We start from the raw sequence: 16,112 nt of genomic DNA on the forward strand, positions 1-16,112 counted from the left end.
ATGGCCCGCGTCTATGTCTCAACCGTCGTCAATGCGCGCAACGATCGCGTCTGGGCGCGGGTGCGCGACTTCAATGGCATGCCGAACTGGCATCCCGCGATAGCGGAAAGCCGCATCGAGGGCGGCGAGCCCTCGGACAAGATCGGCTGTGTCAGGGATTTTCGCCTGCGCAACGGCGACCGCATCCGCGAAAAGCTGCTCGGCCTTTCCGACTACGACATGTTCTGCACCTATTCGATCCTGGAATCCCCCATGGGCGTCGAGAACTATGTCGCGACGTTGCGGCTGACGCCGGTCACCGACGGCGACCAGACCTTCATGGAATGGACCGCCGAGTTCGACTGCGCACCCGAACGGGAAGCGGAGCTCGTCGGCAATATCGGCGGCGGCGTGTTCCAGGGCGGCTTCGACGCCCTCAAGCGCCAGTTCGGAGGGTGAGCTGCGTGCCGCATATCGTGAAAAGCACGATCCTGGATGCGCCCACCGATGCGGTGTGGAACGTGCTGCGCGATTTCAACGGACACGATCGCTGGCATCCGGCGGTCGCAAGTTCCACGATCGAGCGTGCGCACTCGCCCGACAAGATCGGCTGTGTCAGGCGCTTCAAGCTGCAGGACGGATCGGAGCTGCGCGAGCAATTGCTGGCGCTATCCGATCTCGAGCAGACCTTCAGCTATTGCCTGCTCGATACGCCGGTCCCGCTGTTCAACTACGTGGCGCACGTCCGTCTGCTGCCGGTGACCGACGGCGACCGCACCTTCTGGCACTGGGAGTCGCGCTTCAGCACCAGGCCGGAGGACCGCGATCGCATCGTCCACATGGTCGCGGAAGACATCTACCAAGCCGGCTTCGAGGCGATCCGCCGGCACCTGAAGGAGGCGGCGTAGCAATGGCCGTGACAGTGAAGACTTTTGCCAGCACCAGCGAAGCGGTCGGCGCGCTGTCGGCAGATCGCGGCGCACGCTATCTCGGCGGCGGCACGCTGGTGATGCGGGCGCTGAATGAGGGTGACGTCTCCGTCTCGACCGTCATCCGCGCCAGCGACAAGGCCTTGACCCGGATCGACGCGTCGGGCCCGCGCGTGATGCTCGGGGCAGGCATCACCTTCGCAAGAATCCTCGCCGAGCGCGACCTCGGCTTCCTGCACGCCCCTGCCCGCTCGATCGGCGGACCTGCGGTGCGCAACATGGGCACGGTCGGGGGCAACCTGTTCGCGCCAAGTCCCTATGGCGACTTCACGGTGGCGCTGCTTGCGCTCGAGGCCACCATCGCCGTGCAAGGCGGCTTTGGCACGCGCGACATCGCCATCGAAGAGTTCTTGCAGTCGCGCGAGCGGCAGGCCGGCACGCTGGTGCTCTCGGTGTCCTTTGCACGGCCGGCGAGCGCGGACGCCTTCCGCTACCACAAAGTCGCCCGCATCAAGCCAAAGGGCGGCTCCGTCATCACGCTCGCAGCCCATCTGCCGATCAGCGGCGGACGGATCGCCGGGGCACGGATCGCGCTGGGTTCGATGGCGCCGACCCAGATTCGCGCACGCGCCGCCGAGCGTGTGCTCGAGGGACGTTCGCTGGATGCCGCGACCATCGCGGCCGCGGCGGCCGCCGTCACCGAGGGCACCTCTCCCTCCGACAACGCGCTCGGCAGCGCCTGGTATCGCCGCGAGATCGCCGGCGTGCATTTGCGCCGTCTCCTCTCGGGTCAGGACTAGTTGTCATGGCCAAGACCGCCCTGCAATTTCGTCACAACGGCCGCGACGTCGCGATCTTCGCCGATGGCGGCACCAATCTGCTGGTCGCCTTGCGCGAACTGATCGGCGATATGACGCCGAAATTCGGCTGCGGCCAGGGCGGTTGCGGCACCTGCAGTGTCCTGATCGACGGCGAGTTGCACCTGTCATGCCTGACGCTGGCGGAGACCGTCGCCGGCCGATCGGTGGAGACGCTTGACGGCCTGAAGCAAGGCCCGAACCTGCATCCGCTCCAGCGCGCCTTCGCCGACAATTTCGCCGCCCAATGCGGCTATTGCACGCCGGGCATGCTGATGGCGGCAAAGGCGCTGCTCGATCGCAATCCTCAGCCTAGCCGCGCCGAGGTCGTCGAGGCAATCTCCGGCAACATCTGCCGCTGCACCGGCTACGAACCCATCATCGACGCCATCCTCGCCGCTTCGGGCGGCCGGGCCAGCGCCTAAAGGATTTTGTCATGCTGGAACTGCGCAAGGACATTTTCGCCGACGAGCGCGACGACAATCTCAAGGAAATCGGCAAGGGCACGCAGCGCCAGGACATGCTCGGCCATGTCACGGGCACGTCGAGCTATTTCAACGACCACAAGCTTCAGGGCATGCTGCATCTGAAGGTGGTCCGCTCGACCCAGGCGCACGCGCAGCTGCGCCACATCGACACCACGGAAGCCGAACGCTTGTCCGGCGTGCGCCGGATCATCCGCGGCGCCGACGTGCCGCGCAATCTCAACACGCTTCTCAGCCTCATCAACTTCGGCAAGGACGATGAGCCCACGCTGGCGGCGGACAAGGTCCGCTACAAGGGCGAGCCCGTCGTCGCCATCGTCGCGGACAGCGAGCGCGAGGCGTTCGAGGCCATCGCAAAGGTGCGGATCGACTACGCGCCACTTCCGGTCGTGCTCGACGTCGAGGACGCGCTCAAGGCCGGGGCGCCCGTGGTCAACGAGACCTATCCGAAGAACGCCTTCATCTATCACGACGTCCATGATCACCAGAAGCTGCGATTCGGTGATGCCGACGCCGCGCTCGCGACAGCCGACCACGTGCTCGAACAGCGTTACCAGATGTCGCCGATCGAGCACGCGCCGACCGAAACCAATGGCGCGATCGCCGCGCCCGACACCAATGGCCGCTACGTCGTCTACACGTCGACGCAGGCGCTGTTCTTCTCGGTCGACACCTGCGCCAAGATTTTGGACCTGCCATCCAATACCTTCCACTTCATCGGCGGCACGGTCGGCGGGGGCTTCGGCGGCAAGGTGGATACGCTGACCGAGCCGCTCGCGATCCTGGGGGCGATTCTGACCGGGCGTCCCGTCCGCTATGTGTTCGGGCGTGAGGAGGAGATGCAGTACGGCCCGCCCCGCGGCGCCGAGCGGATCTACATCAAGGACGGCGTGATGCGCGACGGCCGCATCGTCGCGCGCAAGATCCGCGCCTATTTCGACAGCGGCGCCTATACGAGACTTTCCAGCTACGCCGCGGTGAAATGCGCCGCGCATCTGCCCGGGCCCTACACGATCCCCAATGTCTGTGGCGACGTCTATTGCGTCTTCACCAACAGGACGCCCGCCACGGCGATGCGCGGTTTCGGCGTCACCGCGATGGATTTCGCGATCGAGTGCCAGATGGACAAGCTGGCAAACCTCGTCGGCATGGACCCGATGGAGTTCCGGATCCTCAACGCCTATCGCGACGGCGACATGAAGGCGCATCGGCGCGAAGCCAAGAACACCGCGCTGATCGAATGCGTCCAGGTCGCCGCCGAAAAGGCAAAATGGCCGATCCGCGACGAGTTCAAACGCGCCTCCTCGCGCAAGGACGGCGGCGGCAGCCGGGCTGTCATTCCATCGACACCGAGCGATGCGCGCGCACGCCCCGCCGTGCCGGCGCAACAGCGCACGACCTATGACCGGCTCCCACCGACAGTCACCCGCGAACCACCCCGCGAGCCGCCTCCCCCTGCGCCGCCGCCACCTCCTCCGCGGCCCGCGGCACCCTCGCATGGTGCGACCCGCTTCTCCTCCGTTTTCGGCACCAGGAGGCGCTAGATGACCCGGCATCGCGGACGCGGCATGGCGTCGATCAACTATCCCATCGGCATGAATCTCGGCGGCGATCCCAGCCAGGCGCTGGTTCATTCCAACCCGAGCGGCAAGTTCACGGTGGCGCTGTCGTCGATCGACCTCGGCCAGGGCATGAAGTCGGTGACCCGGCAGATCTGCGCGGAGACGCTGGGCGTTCCCGTCGAGGACGTCTATGTCGACACCGCGGACTCAGACACCGGTCCGCATTGCATGGGCTCCTTCGCCTCGCGCGGCACCCATCGCGTCGGCAATGCGGTGATGGCCGCGGCGCGCGAGGCACGCGGCGTGATGATGGAGGCGGCCGCCGAGGAGCTCGAGGTCAACGCCGCCGATCTCGAAACCGACGGACGCGGCAACATCCACGTCAAGGGTGCGCCGCATCGCTCGATCTCGACCAAGGACGTCGCCATCGCCGCCCAGTTCAAGCAGGGCAAGACCATCTCCGGCCGCGGCATATTCCTGGTGCCTCTGTCCAACGTCGACCCCGAAACCGGCGAGATGTCGCCGGCGACCTGCTACGCCCATGCCTGTCTCGTGGCGGAGGTCGAGGTCGACGACGAGACCGGTGAAGTCGCGATGGTCCGCATGGACTCCGCCTATGAGCTAGGCCGCGCGCTGAATCCGCGCCTGGTCGAGCAGCAGCTCGTCGGCGGCGCCTGGATGGGCATCAGCCACGCGCTCTACGAGACGACGGAGCCTCATTATCCCGACCCCGTTCACGGCCCCCGCGACTTCGTCGAATATCTGATGCCCGGCCCGGGCGACATTTGCCCGCACGATATCGCCGTGCTGGAGCGCCCTGCGCCGGACGGTCCGTTCGGCGCCAAGGGACCGGGCGAGATGTGCGCCAATCCCGTGCTGCCGGCGGTCGCGAATGCGATTTTCAACGCCGTCGGCGTGCGCATCGACGATCTGCCGATTACGCCGGAAAAGGTGCTGCGCGCGATCAAGACCCAGGGCGGCGCGCGGCCACAGGCGCGACGCTGAGACTGGCCATGGCAGTTCGCAGCAACATCGTCGGCATCGACAACCCCGAAGCGCTGGAGAAGGCGCTTCGGGCGGCCTATTACCTCGCAGATGATGGGCTCGCGACCGCGGCCTATCTCGGCCTTGCCCTCGGCAAACCGCTCCTGCTCGAAGGCGCCCCCGGTGTCGGCAAGACCGAGGCCGCGAAAGCCATCGCCGCCGTCCTCGGCCGCCGCCTCATTCGCCTGCAATGCTACGAGGGCATCGACGCCTCGGCCGCGCTCTACGAGTGGAACTATCCACGCCAGATGCTCGCGATCCGCCAGGCCGGCGACGAGAGCATCGACATCTATGGCGAGACGTTTCTGATTGAGCGGCCGATGCTGGCGACGCTCCGCGCGCCCGACTCGACCGTGCTGCTGATCGATGAGATCGACCGCGCCGACCAGGAATTTGAGGCATTTCTGCTCGAATTTCTCTCGGATTTCCAGATCTCGATCCCGGAACGTGGCACCGTGCGCGCGGCCGAACGTCCTGTCGTCGTGCTGACGTCGAACCGGACGCGCGACCTGCACGAGGCCCTGCGCCGCCGCTGTGTCTATCACTGGATCGACTATCCCACCGAAGAGCGGGAGGCGCGTATCGTGATGCTGCGGGCCTCGAGCGTCGCCGAGGCGACCGCGCGGGCCGTCGTCGCGGCCGTCGGCAAATTGCGCCGCGAGCCGCTCAGCAAGGCACCGGGCATCGCGGAAGCCGTCGACTGGGCCGAAGCGGCGACGCTCCTTCACAAGGGCGGTGCGCGCTGGCCCGACGCCTTCAAACGCTCGATCGGCGTGGCGCTGAAAGACGAGGAAGACCTGCACTTCATCTCGCCACGGCTCGACGTCATGCTCGCGGAGGCGACGGCATGAGCACCGGGCCGGAGCTTCCGCGCGCTGCCCGCATCTTCGTCTCCTTCGTCGCGCTGCTGCGCGCCAACGGCTTCGCCGTCGCGCCCGAGCAGACCACCTCCTATCTCGCCGCGATCGAGCTGCTCGGGCCGCGCGACCTCAACGACATCAGGCAATCGGCACTGGCCACACTCGCCCCGCCACCCGAGCGCCGCTCGACCTTCGACCGGCTGTTCGACCTGCACTTCCGCGGCAGCGAAGCCATCGAACATGTCGATGACGGCGAGGACGACGAGACCGTCCGGCTTCAGGAAGAAGGCCGCGGCGACGAGGAGCCGCTGCGCTCCGACGACGCCAACGAATCCGGCCTTACTGCGACGCGCACCGAGGCGCTGGTGGAGCGTCGCTTCGCCCAGCTCTCCACCACCGACGCGCTCCGGCGCCTGGCGCGCGAGGCCTCCCGTCGCCTGCCGCAGCGGCGCGGCCACCGGCGCATGCGCGCCCGCCGCGGGCCGTTTGCCGACCTTCGCCGGACCCTACGCGACAGCGTGCGGAGCGACGGCGAGATCCTGCGGCTCGGGCACCTGAAGCGGCGCCAGCGCCGGCGAAAACTCCTGCTGCTGATCGACGTCTCCGGCTCGATGAAGACGCGCACCGAGGAGAACATGAAGCTGGCGCATACGCTGGTACAGGCCGCGCCCAATGTCGAGGTCTTCACCTTCGGCACGCGGCTGACCCGCGTCACCCGCCCGTTGCGGCTCAAGCGTCGCGAGCAGGCGCTGAGCGCGGCGGCGCACCTCGCCAGCGACTGGGATGGCGGCACCCGCATCGGCGACGCGCTGCAAGCCTTCTTAGCGGTGCCGCGGTTCGGCGGCTACGCGCGAGGCGCGGCCGTCATCGTCGTGTCGGACGGGCTGGAGCGCGGCGAACCCGATGCGTTGCGCGACGCGGTCGCAAGGCTGTCGCGGCGCGCCTGGCGCGTGAGCTGGCTGACGCCGCTCGCGACGGGCCCGGACTTCCGCCCGCAGACTGAGGCGCTGGTTGCCATCGAGCGCTTCGTCGATGATCTCGTGGATGGCGGTTCAAGCGCGTCGATTGTCGCGCACATTCTGACGTTGGGACGGAGGAGAGCAGCGTGAGCGACATTGTCGACGGCCATCATCACATCTGGCGACAGGCCGACCTGCCCTGGCTGACCGGTCCGATGCAGCCGCGCATTTTTGGACCCTACGAGCCGATCCGTCGCGATTACCCGATCCGGGAATATCTCGACGATCTCAAGGGCACCGGCGTCACCCGCTCGATCTATGTCCAGACCAACTGGGCGAACGACCGCTTCGAGGATGAGACCGCCTGGGTGCAGCAGACCGCCGATGCGCACGGCTGGCCGCATGCCATCGTCGCCTACGCCGATTTCGCCGTCGACGACGTGCGACCGCAACTCGATCGCCTGAAGCGCTATCCGCTCGTGCGCGGCGTGCGCATGCAGCTGCACTGGCACGAGAACCCGCTCTATCGCTTCGCGGCCAGGCCCGATCTCTGCGTCGATCCCACGGTCCGCCGCAACATCGCGCGCCTGGCGGACTACGGCTGGAGCTTTGACCTCCAGGTCTTCACGCCGCAGATGCCGGATGCGGCGCAGCTCGCCGAATCCTGCCCCCGGGTGACCTTCATCCTCCAGCATGCCGGTATGCTGGAGGACCTCTCGCCCGCGGGCCGAGCCGCCTGGCGCGCCGGAATGGCCCGGCTCGCGGCCTGTCCGAACGTGGTCTCAAAACTCTCCGGGCTCGGCACCTTCATCCATCGCAACGATCCCGCGCACATCGCGGCCGTCCTTACCGATACCGTCGCGATTTACGGCGCGGAGCGCTGCCTGTTCGGCTCCAACTTTCCGATTGAGAAATTGTGGACCAGCTATCGGGAGCTCGTCGATGCCTTTCGTGCCTCGGCGGCGAAGCTGACGACCGAGCAGCAGGACGCAATTTTCAGGACGACGGCGACCCGCGTCTATCGGCTTTGACAGACAAGAACAGAACAGGGAGGGAGACGAATGGCGCTGGAGATCAAGATCCTGGACTACGGCGATATCGAACTGGAATCGAGCTTTCTGGTTCTCGGCCGCGACTGCGGCCGAACCCGCCGTGTCCTCACCCTCGGTTTTCTGATCCTCGGCGGCAAATATCCGGTCGTGGTCGATACCGGTTACCGCTCCAACCAGATCATGGAAACGCTGGGGATGCGCGGCCTGCAATACCACGAGCACATGATCGAGAACCAGCTCGCCCGCCACGGCGTGCGCATGGGCGACGTCCGCTTCGTCTGCCATACCCATCTGCACATCGACCACGCCGGCAAGGACGATCTGTTTCCGATGAACACGACCGTCGTCCTCAACCGGAAAGAACTCGAATATTCCGTCTCCGGCCTGATGCATCCGCAGTATCCGGCGCCCGACATCAAGCATCTCATCGACCGACTGCACACCAAGAGTGCGCTGCGGTTCCTCGACCTCGAGATCACGGGTCCTATCGAGCTGATGCCCGGCGTCTATTGCGATGCGGCCAATGCACATACCGAAGGATCGATGAACATCATCGTCGAGACTGCCGATGGGATCGCAACGATCTGCGGCGACGTGATCTACGACTTCAACGACCAGATCGTCACGCCCTTCAACGAGATCCACGACTGGGAGCCGCGGACGACCGGCAACCACGGCACCAGCAAGCGGGCCGAGAAGGCCTCGATCAAGAAGCTGCTGAGCAATTCGCGCTATCTGCTGCCGGTGCACGACAGGCCGGCCAAGATCGAAGGCGGCATGGTCGTCGGACGGTTGCACGACCAGGTCCCCGGCCCGATCGTGCAGTCGCTGCCGGCGCGCAACTGGTTCCCCGCCTGACGTGACCTGAGGATATCGACCGATGACGCACGTCACCTTGCGCTCCGAATTCGAGACCCTGATCGACCCCTACGCGCCGGTCGCGCAGGTCGGAACAGGTTTTGACTTCACGGAAGGGCCGATCTGGCATCCGGTCGATCATTATCTCCTGTTCTCGGACATGCCGGGCGACGTGCGGCGGCGCTGGGATGCGCGGCGCGGCATCGCGGAGGTCAGGCGCCCGTCGAACAAATGCAACGGCATGACCTATGACGCCGAGCTCAATCTGATCGTCTGCGAGCACGCGACCTCGTCGCTGATCCGTGAGCGGCCGGACGGGCGGCGCGAAGTGCTGGCCTCGCACTTCCAGGGACAGGAGCTCAACAGCCCCAACGACGTCTGCGTGCACTCCTCCGGCGCCATCTATTTCTCCGATCCCTGGTATGGCCGCATGCCGGTCTATGGTGTAGAGCGCCCGCGCCAGCTCGGCTTCCAGGGAGTCTATCGCCTCGTGCCGGGTGGAGACCCGAAGCTCGTGGTCGATCGCAACTTGTTCGATCAACCGAACGGGCTGTGCTTCTCGCCCGACGAAAAGCTGCTCTATGTCAACGACACCGTGCAGGCGCTGATCCGCGTGTTCGATGCAAATGTCGACGGTACACTGTCGAACGCACGCGTGTTTGCAAGCGGCATCCGCTCCGAGCTGGAGCCGGGCCTGCCCGACGGCATGAAGTGCGACCAGCATGGCAATGTCTGGGTCACCGCGCCCGGCGGCGTCTGGGTCTATTCAGCGCGCGGCGAGCTGCTCGGGAAAGTCCGCGTGCCTGAGCTGGTCGCCAACCTTGCCTGGGGTGGTCCGGATTTCCGCACCCTCTATTTGACGTCGACGCATTCGGTCTATGCCATCCCGACCAAGGTTGGGCCGCGCCACGAGCCCTTTATGAGCGGCAAACATGGCAGCGTCGGCACAAGCGCCGGCCCCGCGGCTGCAGCGCCCATCCTCGCCGACGGCGAGATGCGGCTCGATCCAAGCCGCTGCGCCATGATCATCCAGGATCTCCAGAACGACGTCATCATGGATGGCGGCGCATTCGCCGAGTCGGGCGCACCAGGTCATGCGAAGCAACAGCATGTGGTCGAGAACGTACGGCGCTTGGCTGAGACAGCGCGCGCGCGCGGCGTCGCCATCATCCATGTCTGGTTCGTAGTCGAGCCCGGTGCGCCCGGCGTGACGCTGAATGCGCCGCTGTTCGAGGGCCTCGTCGATAGCAAGGCGATGGTGCGCGGAAGCTGGGGTGCCTCCCCGGTCTCCGGCCTCGAGCCGCGGCCCGGCGATTTCGTCGTCGAGAAGATGCGGATGAGCGCCTGGGAGGGCACCCGGCTGGAGACCATCCTCAAAGCCACCGGGCGCGACATGATCATCAACACCGGCGCATGGACCAACATGTCGGTCGAGCACACCGCGCGCACCGGCGCCGACAAGGGCTATTTCATGATCGTGCCGGAAGACTGCTGCTCGACCATGAATGCCGACTGGCACTCCGCCTCGATCAACTTCGCCATGCAGAACGTCGCAATCGTCACCCGGGCGGATGCCGTCATCAGAGCGTTGGGATGAGTGGTGGCAAAGCTTTTGCACCTCTCCTGTTCGCCCCGTGCCGACTCCGAGTCGAGCGCCGGCGCGCGCGTCTTTCTTGACGGGTTTCGGCAGGTCCGTCCGGACTGGGATATCGACGTCGTGGATCTCTGGCGGGAGCACCTGCCGGAATTTTCAGGCCCCATCGTCGAGGCCAAATACGCACGGATGAACGCGCAAGCCTTCAACGACGCGCAGCGCGACAGCTTTGCCGAGGCCGAGCGGATGGCGCTGCGCTTTTCACTGGCCGATCGCGTGCTGATCTCGACGCCGATGTGGAACTTCAGCATTCCCTACAAGCTCAAGCAATGGTTCGATGTCATCGTCCAGCCCGGGCTCACTTTTCGGTTCGACCCCTCCCTGGGATACGTCCCGCTGCTGAAGGACCGGCCGACCACGGTGATCCTCGCCAGTGGCAGCGATTTCGCCACCGGAATGAACCGCGGGCGCATCGACATGGCGACGCCCTACCTGCGGGAAATCTTGCGATTTGTCGGTATCAGCAATGTCCGTTTCGTGCCGATCGGGCCAACCACCGGACCGCAACAACCGATCGAGGCTGCCCGGGAAAGAGCCCATCAGCACCTCGCCGCAATGGCAACGAATTTCTGATCTGGCGGGAAGACGCGGGGGCGCTCCCCGCTTCGCGACACCCATCGAAGCAAGCTGCGCATCACCTGCGAACCAAACGCGACCGCGCGCGGCATGTATTTCGTGCCGCAATCGGGGGCTGCGACGAGACGATCAGCCGACACATATTTCAGTCCGTTGCGGATGCGATCAGCCACGGTCTCGACGCTCTCGATGACGGGATCAGCGAGGTCGAGTACGCGCAGCATGATCTTCTTCGACGAGAGCTCCTTGAGCACGCCGAGGTCGAGCCTTGGCTGTGCGGCAGGCGCGGATTGACCATACCGGTGCGCGTCAGCACGTCCCGCGGCGCCAGGAGTTGCGTTCCGCCCTTCTCGCCCCCCTAGGAATGAGCAGGTCCGGACGGCGGCACATCGAGGCGAACTGCAACGCCGCTCAGGCTCGCGCTTGGCGCCGGGTACAGCTTCATCACGAGCGGATCATGGCCAAAGGCGGAGATCGGCAAATGGGGGCGGATCATCAAGGCAGCCGGAATCGAGCCGCAATAGGTCCCGTCTTCTTCACTCGTCCAGAAGCTCCAGGAACTCCTCGATGCGACCGAACGGGTCCTCGTGCCCGCGGGCAGCGTAGACGACGCGATCGCCGTCGCGTTGCAGCGATCGCGCTCTGGATTTCCGCAGCCGCCCGGGAAGGAAAGTCGCGGCGACGGCCTCCGGCCCGACATCGAGCCTGACGATGCCACGCCGCTTGCAATCGATCCTGAGCCTGGCGGCCGCAAAGAAATCGCGCGCCTCCGGCGGGAGCCTGCCGAAACGGCGCGAGGTCTCCTCCTCCAGGTCTTCCAGATCGTCGTCGCTCCGGCATCTGGCGGCGCGGCCATAGATCTCGAGCCGCACTGCTTCCGATTGCACATAGCCTTCAGGCAACATGTCGCCTACGGGCAGATTCAAATCGGGCACCCACAGAAAGGCGCCGGAGTCGCTTACTCTTTCCGAGGCGAGCTTCAGGAGATGACTGTAGAGCACCGGTCCGAACACCTGCACGTGCCCGGACTGCTGTTCCGAGAACAGATCGCCGGCGCCCCGGAGGTCCAGGTCGCGCTCGCTGATGGCGAAGCCGGCGCCGGGCTTGCTGAACTCCTCGAGCACGGCCAGACGCTTCTCTGACTGCTCCGAGGCCGATTCCGTCAACAGATAGGCGAAGGCGCGCGTTCCGCCGCGTCCCACCCGCCCCCTGAGCTGATGGAGCTGCGCGAGGCCGAATTTTTCGGGCCAGCACACCACGATAGTGTTCGCGCGCGGGATATCGAGACCGCTTTCCACGATGTTGGTGGCCAGGAGGACGTCCGCTTCGCCGTCGACGAAACCCATCATGCGGTCGTCGAGTTCGTCGACAGGCATTTTGCCATGAAGGCAGACGATGCGGAGGTCGGGCGCCAGCGCCTGCACACGCGCGAGCATCGGCTCCAGATCCTGGATGCGCGGGCAGATCAGAAAACTCTGTCCGTGCCGCCGCCGCTCGCGAAGCAATGCTCCGGCGATCGCTGCATCCGAAAGCGGAGCGATCTTGGTCACGATCGGAAGCCGGTGGACCGGCGGCGTTGCGATCACGCTGAGATCCCGGAAGCCCGCAAGCCCCGCCGCGAGCGTGCGCGGGATCGGCGTCGCGCTCATCCAGAGCGTATGAGCATTCTTCGCCAAGCCTGAAAGCTTCGCCTTCTCGGCCGCCCCGAAATGCTGCTCCTCGTCGATGATGACGAGGCCAAGATCGGCGAACTTCACGTCCTTTGCGGAGAGCGCCTGCGTGCCGACAACGACTTTCAACCTGCCGCTTCGCAAGCCCTCTTTGGTCTCTCGCGTCTCCGGGCCGGAGGTCGCCCGCGACAGGCTTCCGACGTCGATACCGAGAGGACCGAAGCGTTTGCGGAAGGTTTCGACATGCTGCCGGGCCAGCACCGTCGTCGGCACCGCGATCGCCACCTGTTTCCCAGACAGCGCCACGGCGGCGGCCGCGCGCAGCGCCACCTCGGTCTTTCCAAATCCGACGTCGCCGCACACCACCCTGTCCATGGGGTGACCCGCCGCGAGATCGTCGAGCACGTCCTGAATGGCCTTCGCCTGGTCCACCGTCGTGAAATACGGGAAGCGCGCAACGAACCTCTCATAGATCGGTCCCGGCGCAACCAGCTTGGGTGCGCGGCGGCGGTGGCGCTGGCTGATGTGCTTGGCGAGAGCCTTGGCGGCTACCTGAATTTCCGCCTCGGCCGCGGTGCGCCGCGCCCACCATGTGCTGCCGTCGGCCTTGTCCCGCGCCAGCTTGCCGGGCTCGGCCGCATACGGCCAGATCAGGGCAAGATCGGCCGGAGGAACGAGAACGGCATTGTCGCCCGCGAACGCAAGCCTGACCATCTCGCGGCGCGATCCCTTTCCCATGGCGAAGGTCTGCAAGCCGTCGAGCACAGCCAGCCCACGCTGCAAATGAACCACCGCCGTGCCGCGCTCCGGTACATCCGGATGATCGAAGGCAGCCGTCCAGGCCCTCGCCATCGGCTGCGGATGGTGCGCTCTGCTACCAAGCACGTCGGACGCCGTCACGACGACCAGAGGCTTGCGCCCGGCCCCGACGAAGCCGGCGTCGAAGTCGGCCAGGAACGCCGTCTCGCGATCCCGCCCGCTCGTCGCCTCGCTCCAATCGGCACAGCGTTCAGCCTTGATGCCGCTCATCCGCTCGATCGCGCGCAGGTCATCCTCGACGGCCGCGACGAACAGCAGCCGCGACCCGGCGCGTTGCATATCGTCGATAAAGGCGCGGAGGATCTTTCTTGGCGAAGAGGCCTTCGAGAAATCCGGCGTCGGCGTGAAGGCCGATTTTTGCGGCAGAACGCTGATGCGTTTCTTCAGCCGCTTCCAGTCATCCCGTCCGAGGTACTCGCGCTCGGCGTCCCTGCGACCGGCCGCCTCCTCGATCGTACCGAGCCAGCTATCGGCATGGGCCAGCACGCCGGCATCCACGATCCACCGCGCGCCACTGCAATAGTCCTGCAGCGTGGCCCGCTGTCCGCGCTTGCTTCCGAGCGCAACCTGCTCGGACATGGGATCGATGATCAGTTCCCTGGTGTCGAAGACGACCTCATGCTCGATCGGATCGACGGCGACAATCCTGCGGAGCACCCCCTCGGCATGCTCAATTCGAAAAGGACCAAGTGCACCCGCGGGAAACACCTCGAACGTCTTGCCGTGGAACAGGACGCCTCCCGGATATTCCGCCTCTTCGTCGAGGTCGTAGCCGAGAGCTTCCAGACGGCTCTCCAGCTCGGCTTCCGAATAGGCCGCGCCCACCTTCAGGCTGAGGCTGGTCTTTGACCAGCTCGCCGGCAGCGGCAGCCGCTCCATGATGGCCTCTGCGGTCGATACGAGGAAGACCGGCTTCCTTGCCCTGGCAAGGCGCCGCAACACCGAACTCCGCCTGCCCGCGATCTCGCGCGACGGCTCCAGACCATCGAATGGCAGATTGTTCAGTCGCGGGAACACCAGCACGTCGACCGAAGGATCGAGCGCGTGGATCACGCCCCCAAGCCGCTCCGCCCTGTTCTCATTCTCACAGAGGAAGACAAGACCGTCTCGGCCGGACTTCCCCCATTGCTCGAGCAGATGCAGCGCAAGCATGCCGAGCGGCGATGAGGACGAGACCGCGGGACGCGACGAGCTCTTGCCTTTTGAGCCCTTGGCTTTTGGGCTCTTGCCTTTCGAGCTCTTGGCCTTTGTCTTTTTCGCGCCGGTGGTGGCCCGGGCTTTCCTGGTGGGCGCCAATTTGTATCCAACTTTGTTTCTTGAATCGAGGCGAGCGACAGCGAGCCCTCCCGCTGAGCTCGGTCGATAACGCGCGTCGGGCCTGAGCGCCCAACGACGTCATTACAGTTTCACGATTGCGTTGAAAAGCAGGGATGCAAGCCTAGTCGACCGGCCTGCACGCCAAAATAAGGCCTATTGCAGGACCTTCGGCAGCACCACGACCACGTCGACACTCTGTCCGAGGATTTGCGTCGCGACCACAGCGAGGTGATGCGAGAATTCGTCTTCGATCTCGGACGCGCAGTCCTCGTCCCTGGCGATCGCGAACAGCAGATTGCCGTCGATTTCGTCGAATCGGATACCGGCGAAGAGACGGTCAAACGTCTCGGCGCCAGCGATGAACGCGATTCGCGCCTGGATGGCCTGATCTTCGACGAGTGACAGCTTGATCATAGCGGGAACATGGGGGCGCACCTCCCAAATGCAAGAGCGCAAGCGTGCTGGCGCGACCCGCCGGGCGAACTATATTCATCGTGTTGTCCCGCCTGACCGCCGTCTGCCCTTGAGGAAACTCTTGATTCTCTTCCTGCTGCTGGTCTTCGTGCCGATAGGACTGTCGGCCGGACGCTATTATGTGCTCGGCGACGGCCGCAGCAATTGGCAGACGGCGGATCGCTCGAGCGCCGGCCTCCTGCCGACGGCATCCGCCAATCCGGACGCGCTGATCCGGGTCTTTGCGGCGCGCACGGTGCGGTGGCGCAGCATTTTCGCCGTCCACACCTGGATCGTCGTCAAGGAGAAAGGTGCCAGCACCTACAGCCGATACGACTATACGGCGTGGGGCGACCCGATCCGGAGCAACGGATTTGCACCCGACGGCCGCTGGTTCGGTGCCATGCCCGAAACCGTCGTGGCGGTTGACGGCGCGCGCGCAGAAGCGCTGATCCCCAGGATCCGCCACGTCGTCGAGACCTACAAGTTCCGCACCTACGGCGATTACAGCGCCTGGCCCGGACCGAACTCCAACACCTTCGTGCAGGCAGCCCTGGACGCCGCTCCCGAGCTTCGTGCCATCCTGCCGCCCACCGCGGTCGGCAAGGATTATCCCTACAGCGGGCGCTGGGCTGGCATCACCCCTTCCCGCACCGGCCTCTACGCCTCGCTGTCGGGTTACCTCGGCATGACGGTCGGCTGGGTCGAAGGGTTCGAGATCAATTTCTTCGGCGTGGTGCTGGGCATCGACATCCGGCGGCCGGCGCTCAAGCTCCCCGGCATCGGCCGCCTGGGCGTCGCGGCCGGCTTGTAGAACGCCCACCAGCGACCTCGCCAAACAAAAAACCGAAAAACAACCCCATGCACAGTAGAACCGCCATTGGCCGGTTGGTCGCGGTGGCGCGGCCTAAGTCGAGATGAGGCCTGGTTGAATCGTTCCGCGGGCGCAGAGCGCGCGGCCTCCCTCCCGAAACGCAAATTGAGCTGCCGGACGAGCCCAGATTCACCAGGCTGCAGCCGTTTGACTCGTCGGGCAAA

Annotated in this window: 15 protein-coding genes and 1 pseudogene; 13 read left to right on the forward strand and 3 right to left on the reverse strand. The window is 65.5% G+C overall.

The window, feature by feature from the left end; translation table 11 throughout:
- The 12 genes from JQ627_RS02650 to JQ627_RS02705 are packed head-to-tail and all read left to right on the forward strand — an operon-like array spanning position 1 to position 10,812.
- The gene (locus JQ627_RS02650) at positions 1-438 is read left to right on the forward strand and encodes an SRPBCC family protein (RefSeq protein WP_014496426.1); all 438 of its coding nucleotides are present in this window, start codon (positions 1-3) and stop codon (positions 436-438) included.
- A gap of 5 nt (positions 439-443) precedes the next feature.
- The gene (locus JQ627_RS02655) at positions 444-887 is read left to right on the forward strand and encodes an SRPBCC family protein (protein WP_212482588.1); all 444 of its coding nucleotides are present in this window, start codon (positions 444-446) and stop codon (positions 885-887) included.
- Between the two features lie 2 nt (positions 888-889).
- Complete coding sequence (locus JQ627_RS02660; RefSeq protein ID WP_212482589.1) at positions 890-1,708, forward strand: xanthine dehydrogenase family protein subunit M; 819 nt, start codon at positions 890-892, stop codon at positions 1,706-1,708.
- A 5-nt stretch (positions 1,709-1,713) separates the two neighbouring features.
- Positions 1,714-2,190 carry a (2Fe-2S)-binding protein gene (locus tag JQ627_RS02665; protein WP_212482590.1) on the forward strand — a complete coding sequence of 159 codons (477 nt, stop codon included), beginning with the start codon at positions 1,714-1,716 and terminating at the stop codon, positions 2,188-2,190.
- 11 nt (positions 2,191-2,201) lie between these two features.
- Positions 2,202-3,794, forward strand: coding sequence for a xanthine dehydrogenase family protein molybdopterin-binding subunit (locus tag JQ627_RS02670; RefSeq protein WP_212482591.1), 1,593 nt, complete (start codon positions 2,202-2,204; stop codon positions 3,792-3,794).
- Positions 3,795-4,817 carry a xanthine dehydrogenase family protein molybdopterin-binding subunit gene (locus JQ627_RS02675; protein ID WP_014496431.1) on the forward strand — a complete coding sequence of 341 codons (1,023 nt, stop codon included), beginning with the start codon at positions 3,795-3,797 and terminating at the stop codon, positions 4,815-4,817.
- Between the two features lie 8 nt (positions 4,818-4,825).
- Positions 4,826-5,707 (forward strand): MoxR family ATPase, encoded by an 882-nt coding sequence (locus JQ627_RS02680; protein WP_212482592.1) that lies wholly within the window; start codon positions 4,826-4,828, stop codon positions 5,705-5,707.
- Positions 5,704-6,825: a VWA domain-containing protein gene (locus JQ627_RS02685; RefSeq protein WP_212482593.1), complete on the forward strand. Its 1,122-nt coding sequence runs from the start codon at positions 5,704-5,706 to the stop codon at positions 6,823-6,825. Before JQ627_RS02680 ends, JQ627_RS02685 begins: the two co-directional genes overlap by 4 nt.
- The gene (locus JQ627_RS02690) at positions 6,822-7,706 is read left to right on the forward strand and encodes an amidohydrolase (RefSeq protein ID WP_212482594.1); all 885 of its coding nucleotides are present in this window, start codon (positions 6,822-6,824) and stop codon (positions 7,704-7,706) included. The genes JQ627_RS02685 and JQ627_RS02690 overlap by 4 nt, the downstream gene beginning before the upstream one ends.
- A 30-nt stretch (positions 7,707-7,736) precedes the next feature.
- On the forward strand, positions 7,737-8,585 hold the full coding sequence (locus JQ627_RS02695; protein ID WP_212482595.1) for an MBL fold metallo-hydrolase: 849 nt from the start codon (positions 7,737-7,739) through the stop codon (positions 8,583-8,585).
- Between the two features lie 22 nt (positions 8,586-8,607).
- Entirely contained in the window at positions 8,608-10,182 is a 1,575-nt protein-coding gene (locus JQ627_RS02700; RefSeq protein WP_212482596.1) for an isochorismatase family protein, read from the forward strand.
- Positions 10,183-10,185: 3 nt separating this feature from the next.
- Positions 10,186-10,812 carry an FMN-dependent NADH-azoreductase gene (locus tag JQ627_RS02705; protein WP_212482597.1) on the forward strand — a complete coding sequence of 209 codons (627 nt, stop codon included), beginning with the start codon at positions 10,186-10,188 and terminating at the stop codon, positions 10,810-10,812.
- Here JQ627_RS02705 and JQ627_RS02710 read toward each other — a convergent pair.
- The 3 genes and pseudogenes from JQ627_RS02710 to JQ627_RS02720 all read right to left on the reverse strand — a co-directional run.
- A pseudogene (locus JQ627_RS02710) lies at positions 10,779-11,096 on the reverse strand (hypothetical protein); the annotation flags it as partial. The gene JQ627_RS02705 and the pseudogene JQ627_RS02710 sit on opposite strands and share 34 nt — an antisense overlap.
- Before the next feature lie 255 nt (positions 11,097-11,351).
- On the reverse strand, positions 11,352-14,456 hold the full coding sequence (locus JQ627_RS02715; RefSeq protein ID WP_212483151.1) for a DEAD/DEAH box helicase: 3,105 nt from the start codon (positions 14,454-14,456) through the stop codon (positions 11,352-11,354).
- 318 nt (positions 14,457-14,774) lie between these two features.
- Positions 14,775-15,035 carry a hypothetical protein gene (locus JQ627_RS02720; protein ID WP_212482598.1) on the reverse strand — a complete coding sequence of 87 codons (261 nt, stop codon included), beginning with the start codon at positions 15,033-15,035 and terminating at the stop codon, positions 14,775-14,777.
- A gap of 121 nt (positions 15,036-15,156) precedes the next feature.
- Between JQ627_RS02720 and JQ627_RS02725 the strand changes: the two genes are divergently transcribed.
- On the forward strand, positions 15,157-15,888 hold the full coding sequence (locus JQ627_RS02725; protein WP_212482599.1) for a DUF3750 domain-containing protein: 732 nt from the start codon (positions 15,157-15,159) through the stop codon (positions 15,886-15,888).
- Positions 15,889-16,112: the final 224 nt, after the last annotated feature.

Source organism: Bradyrhizobium liaoningense (assembly GCF_018130785.1).
Taxonomy (GTDB): domain Bacteria; phylum Pseudomonadota; class Alphaproteobacteria; order Rhizobiales; family Xanthobacteraceae; genus Bradyrhizobium; species Bradyrhizobium liaoningense_A.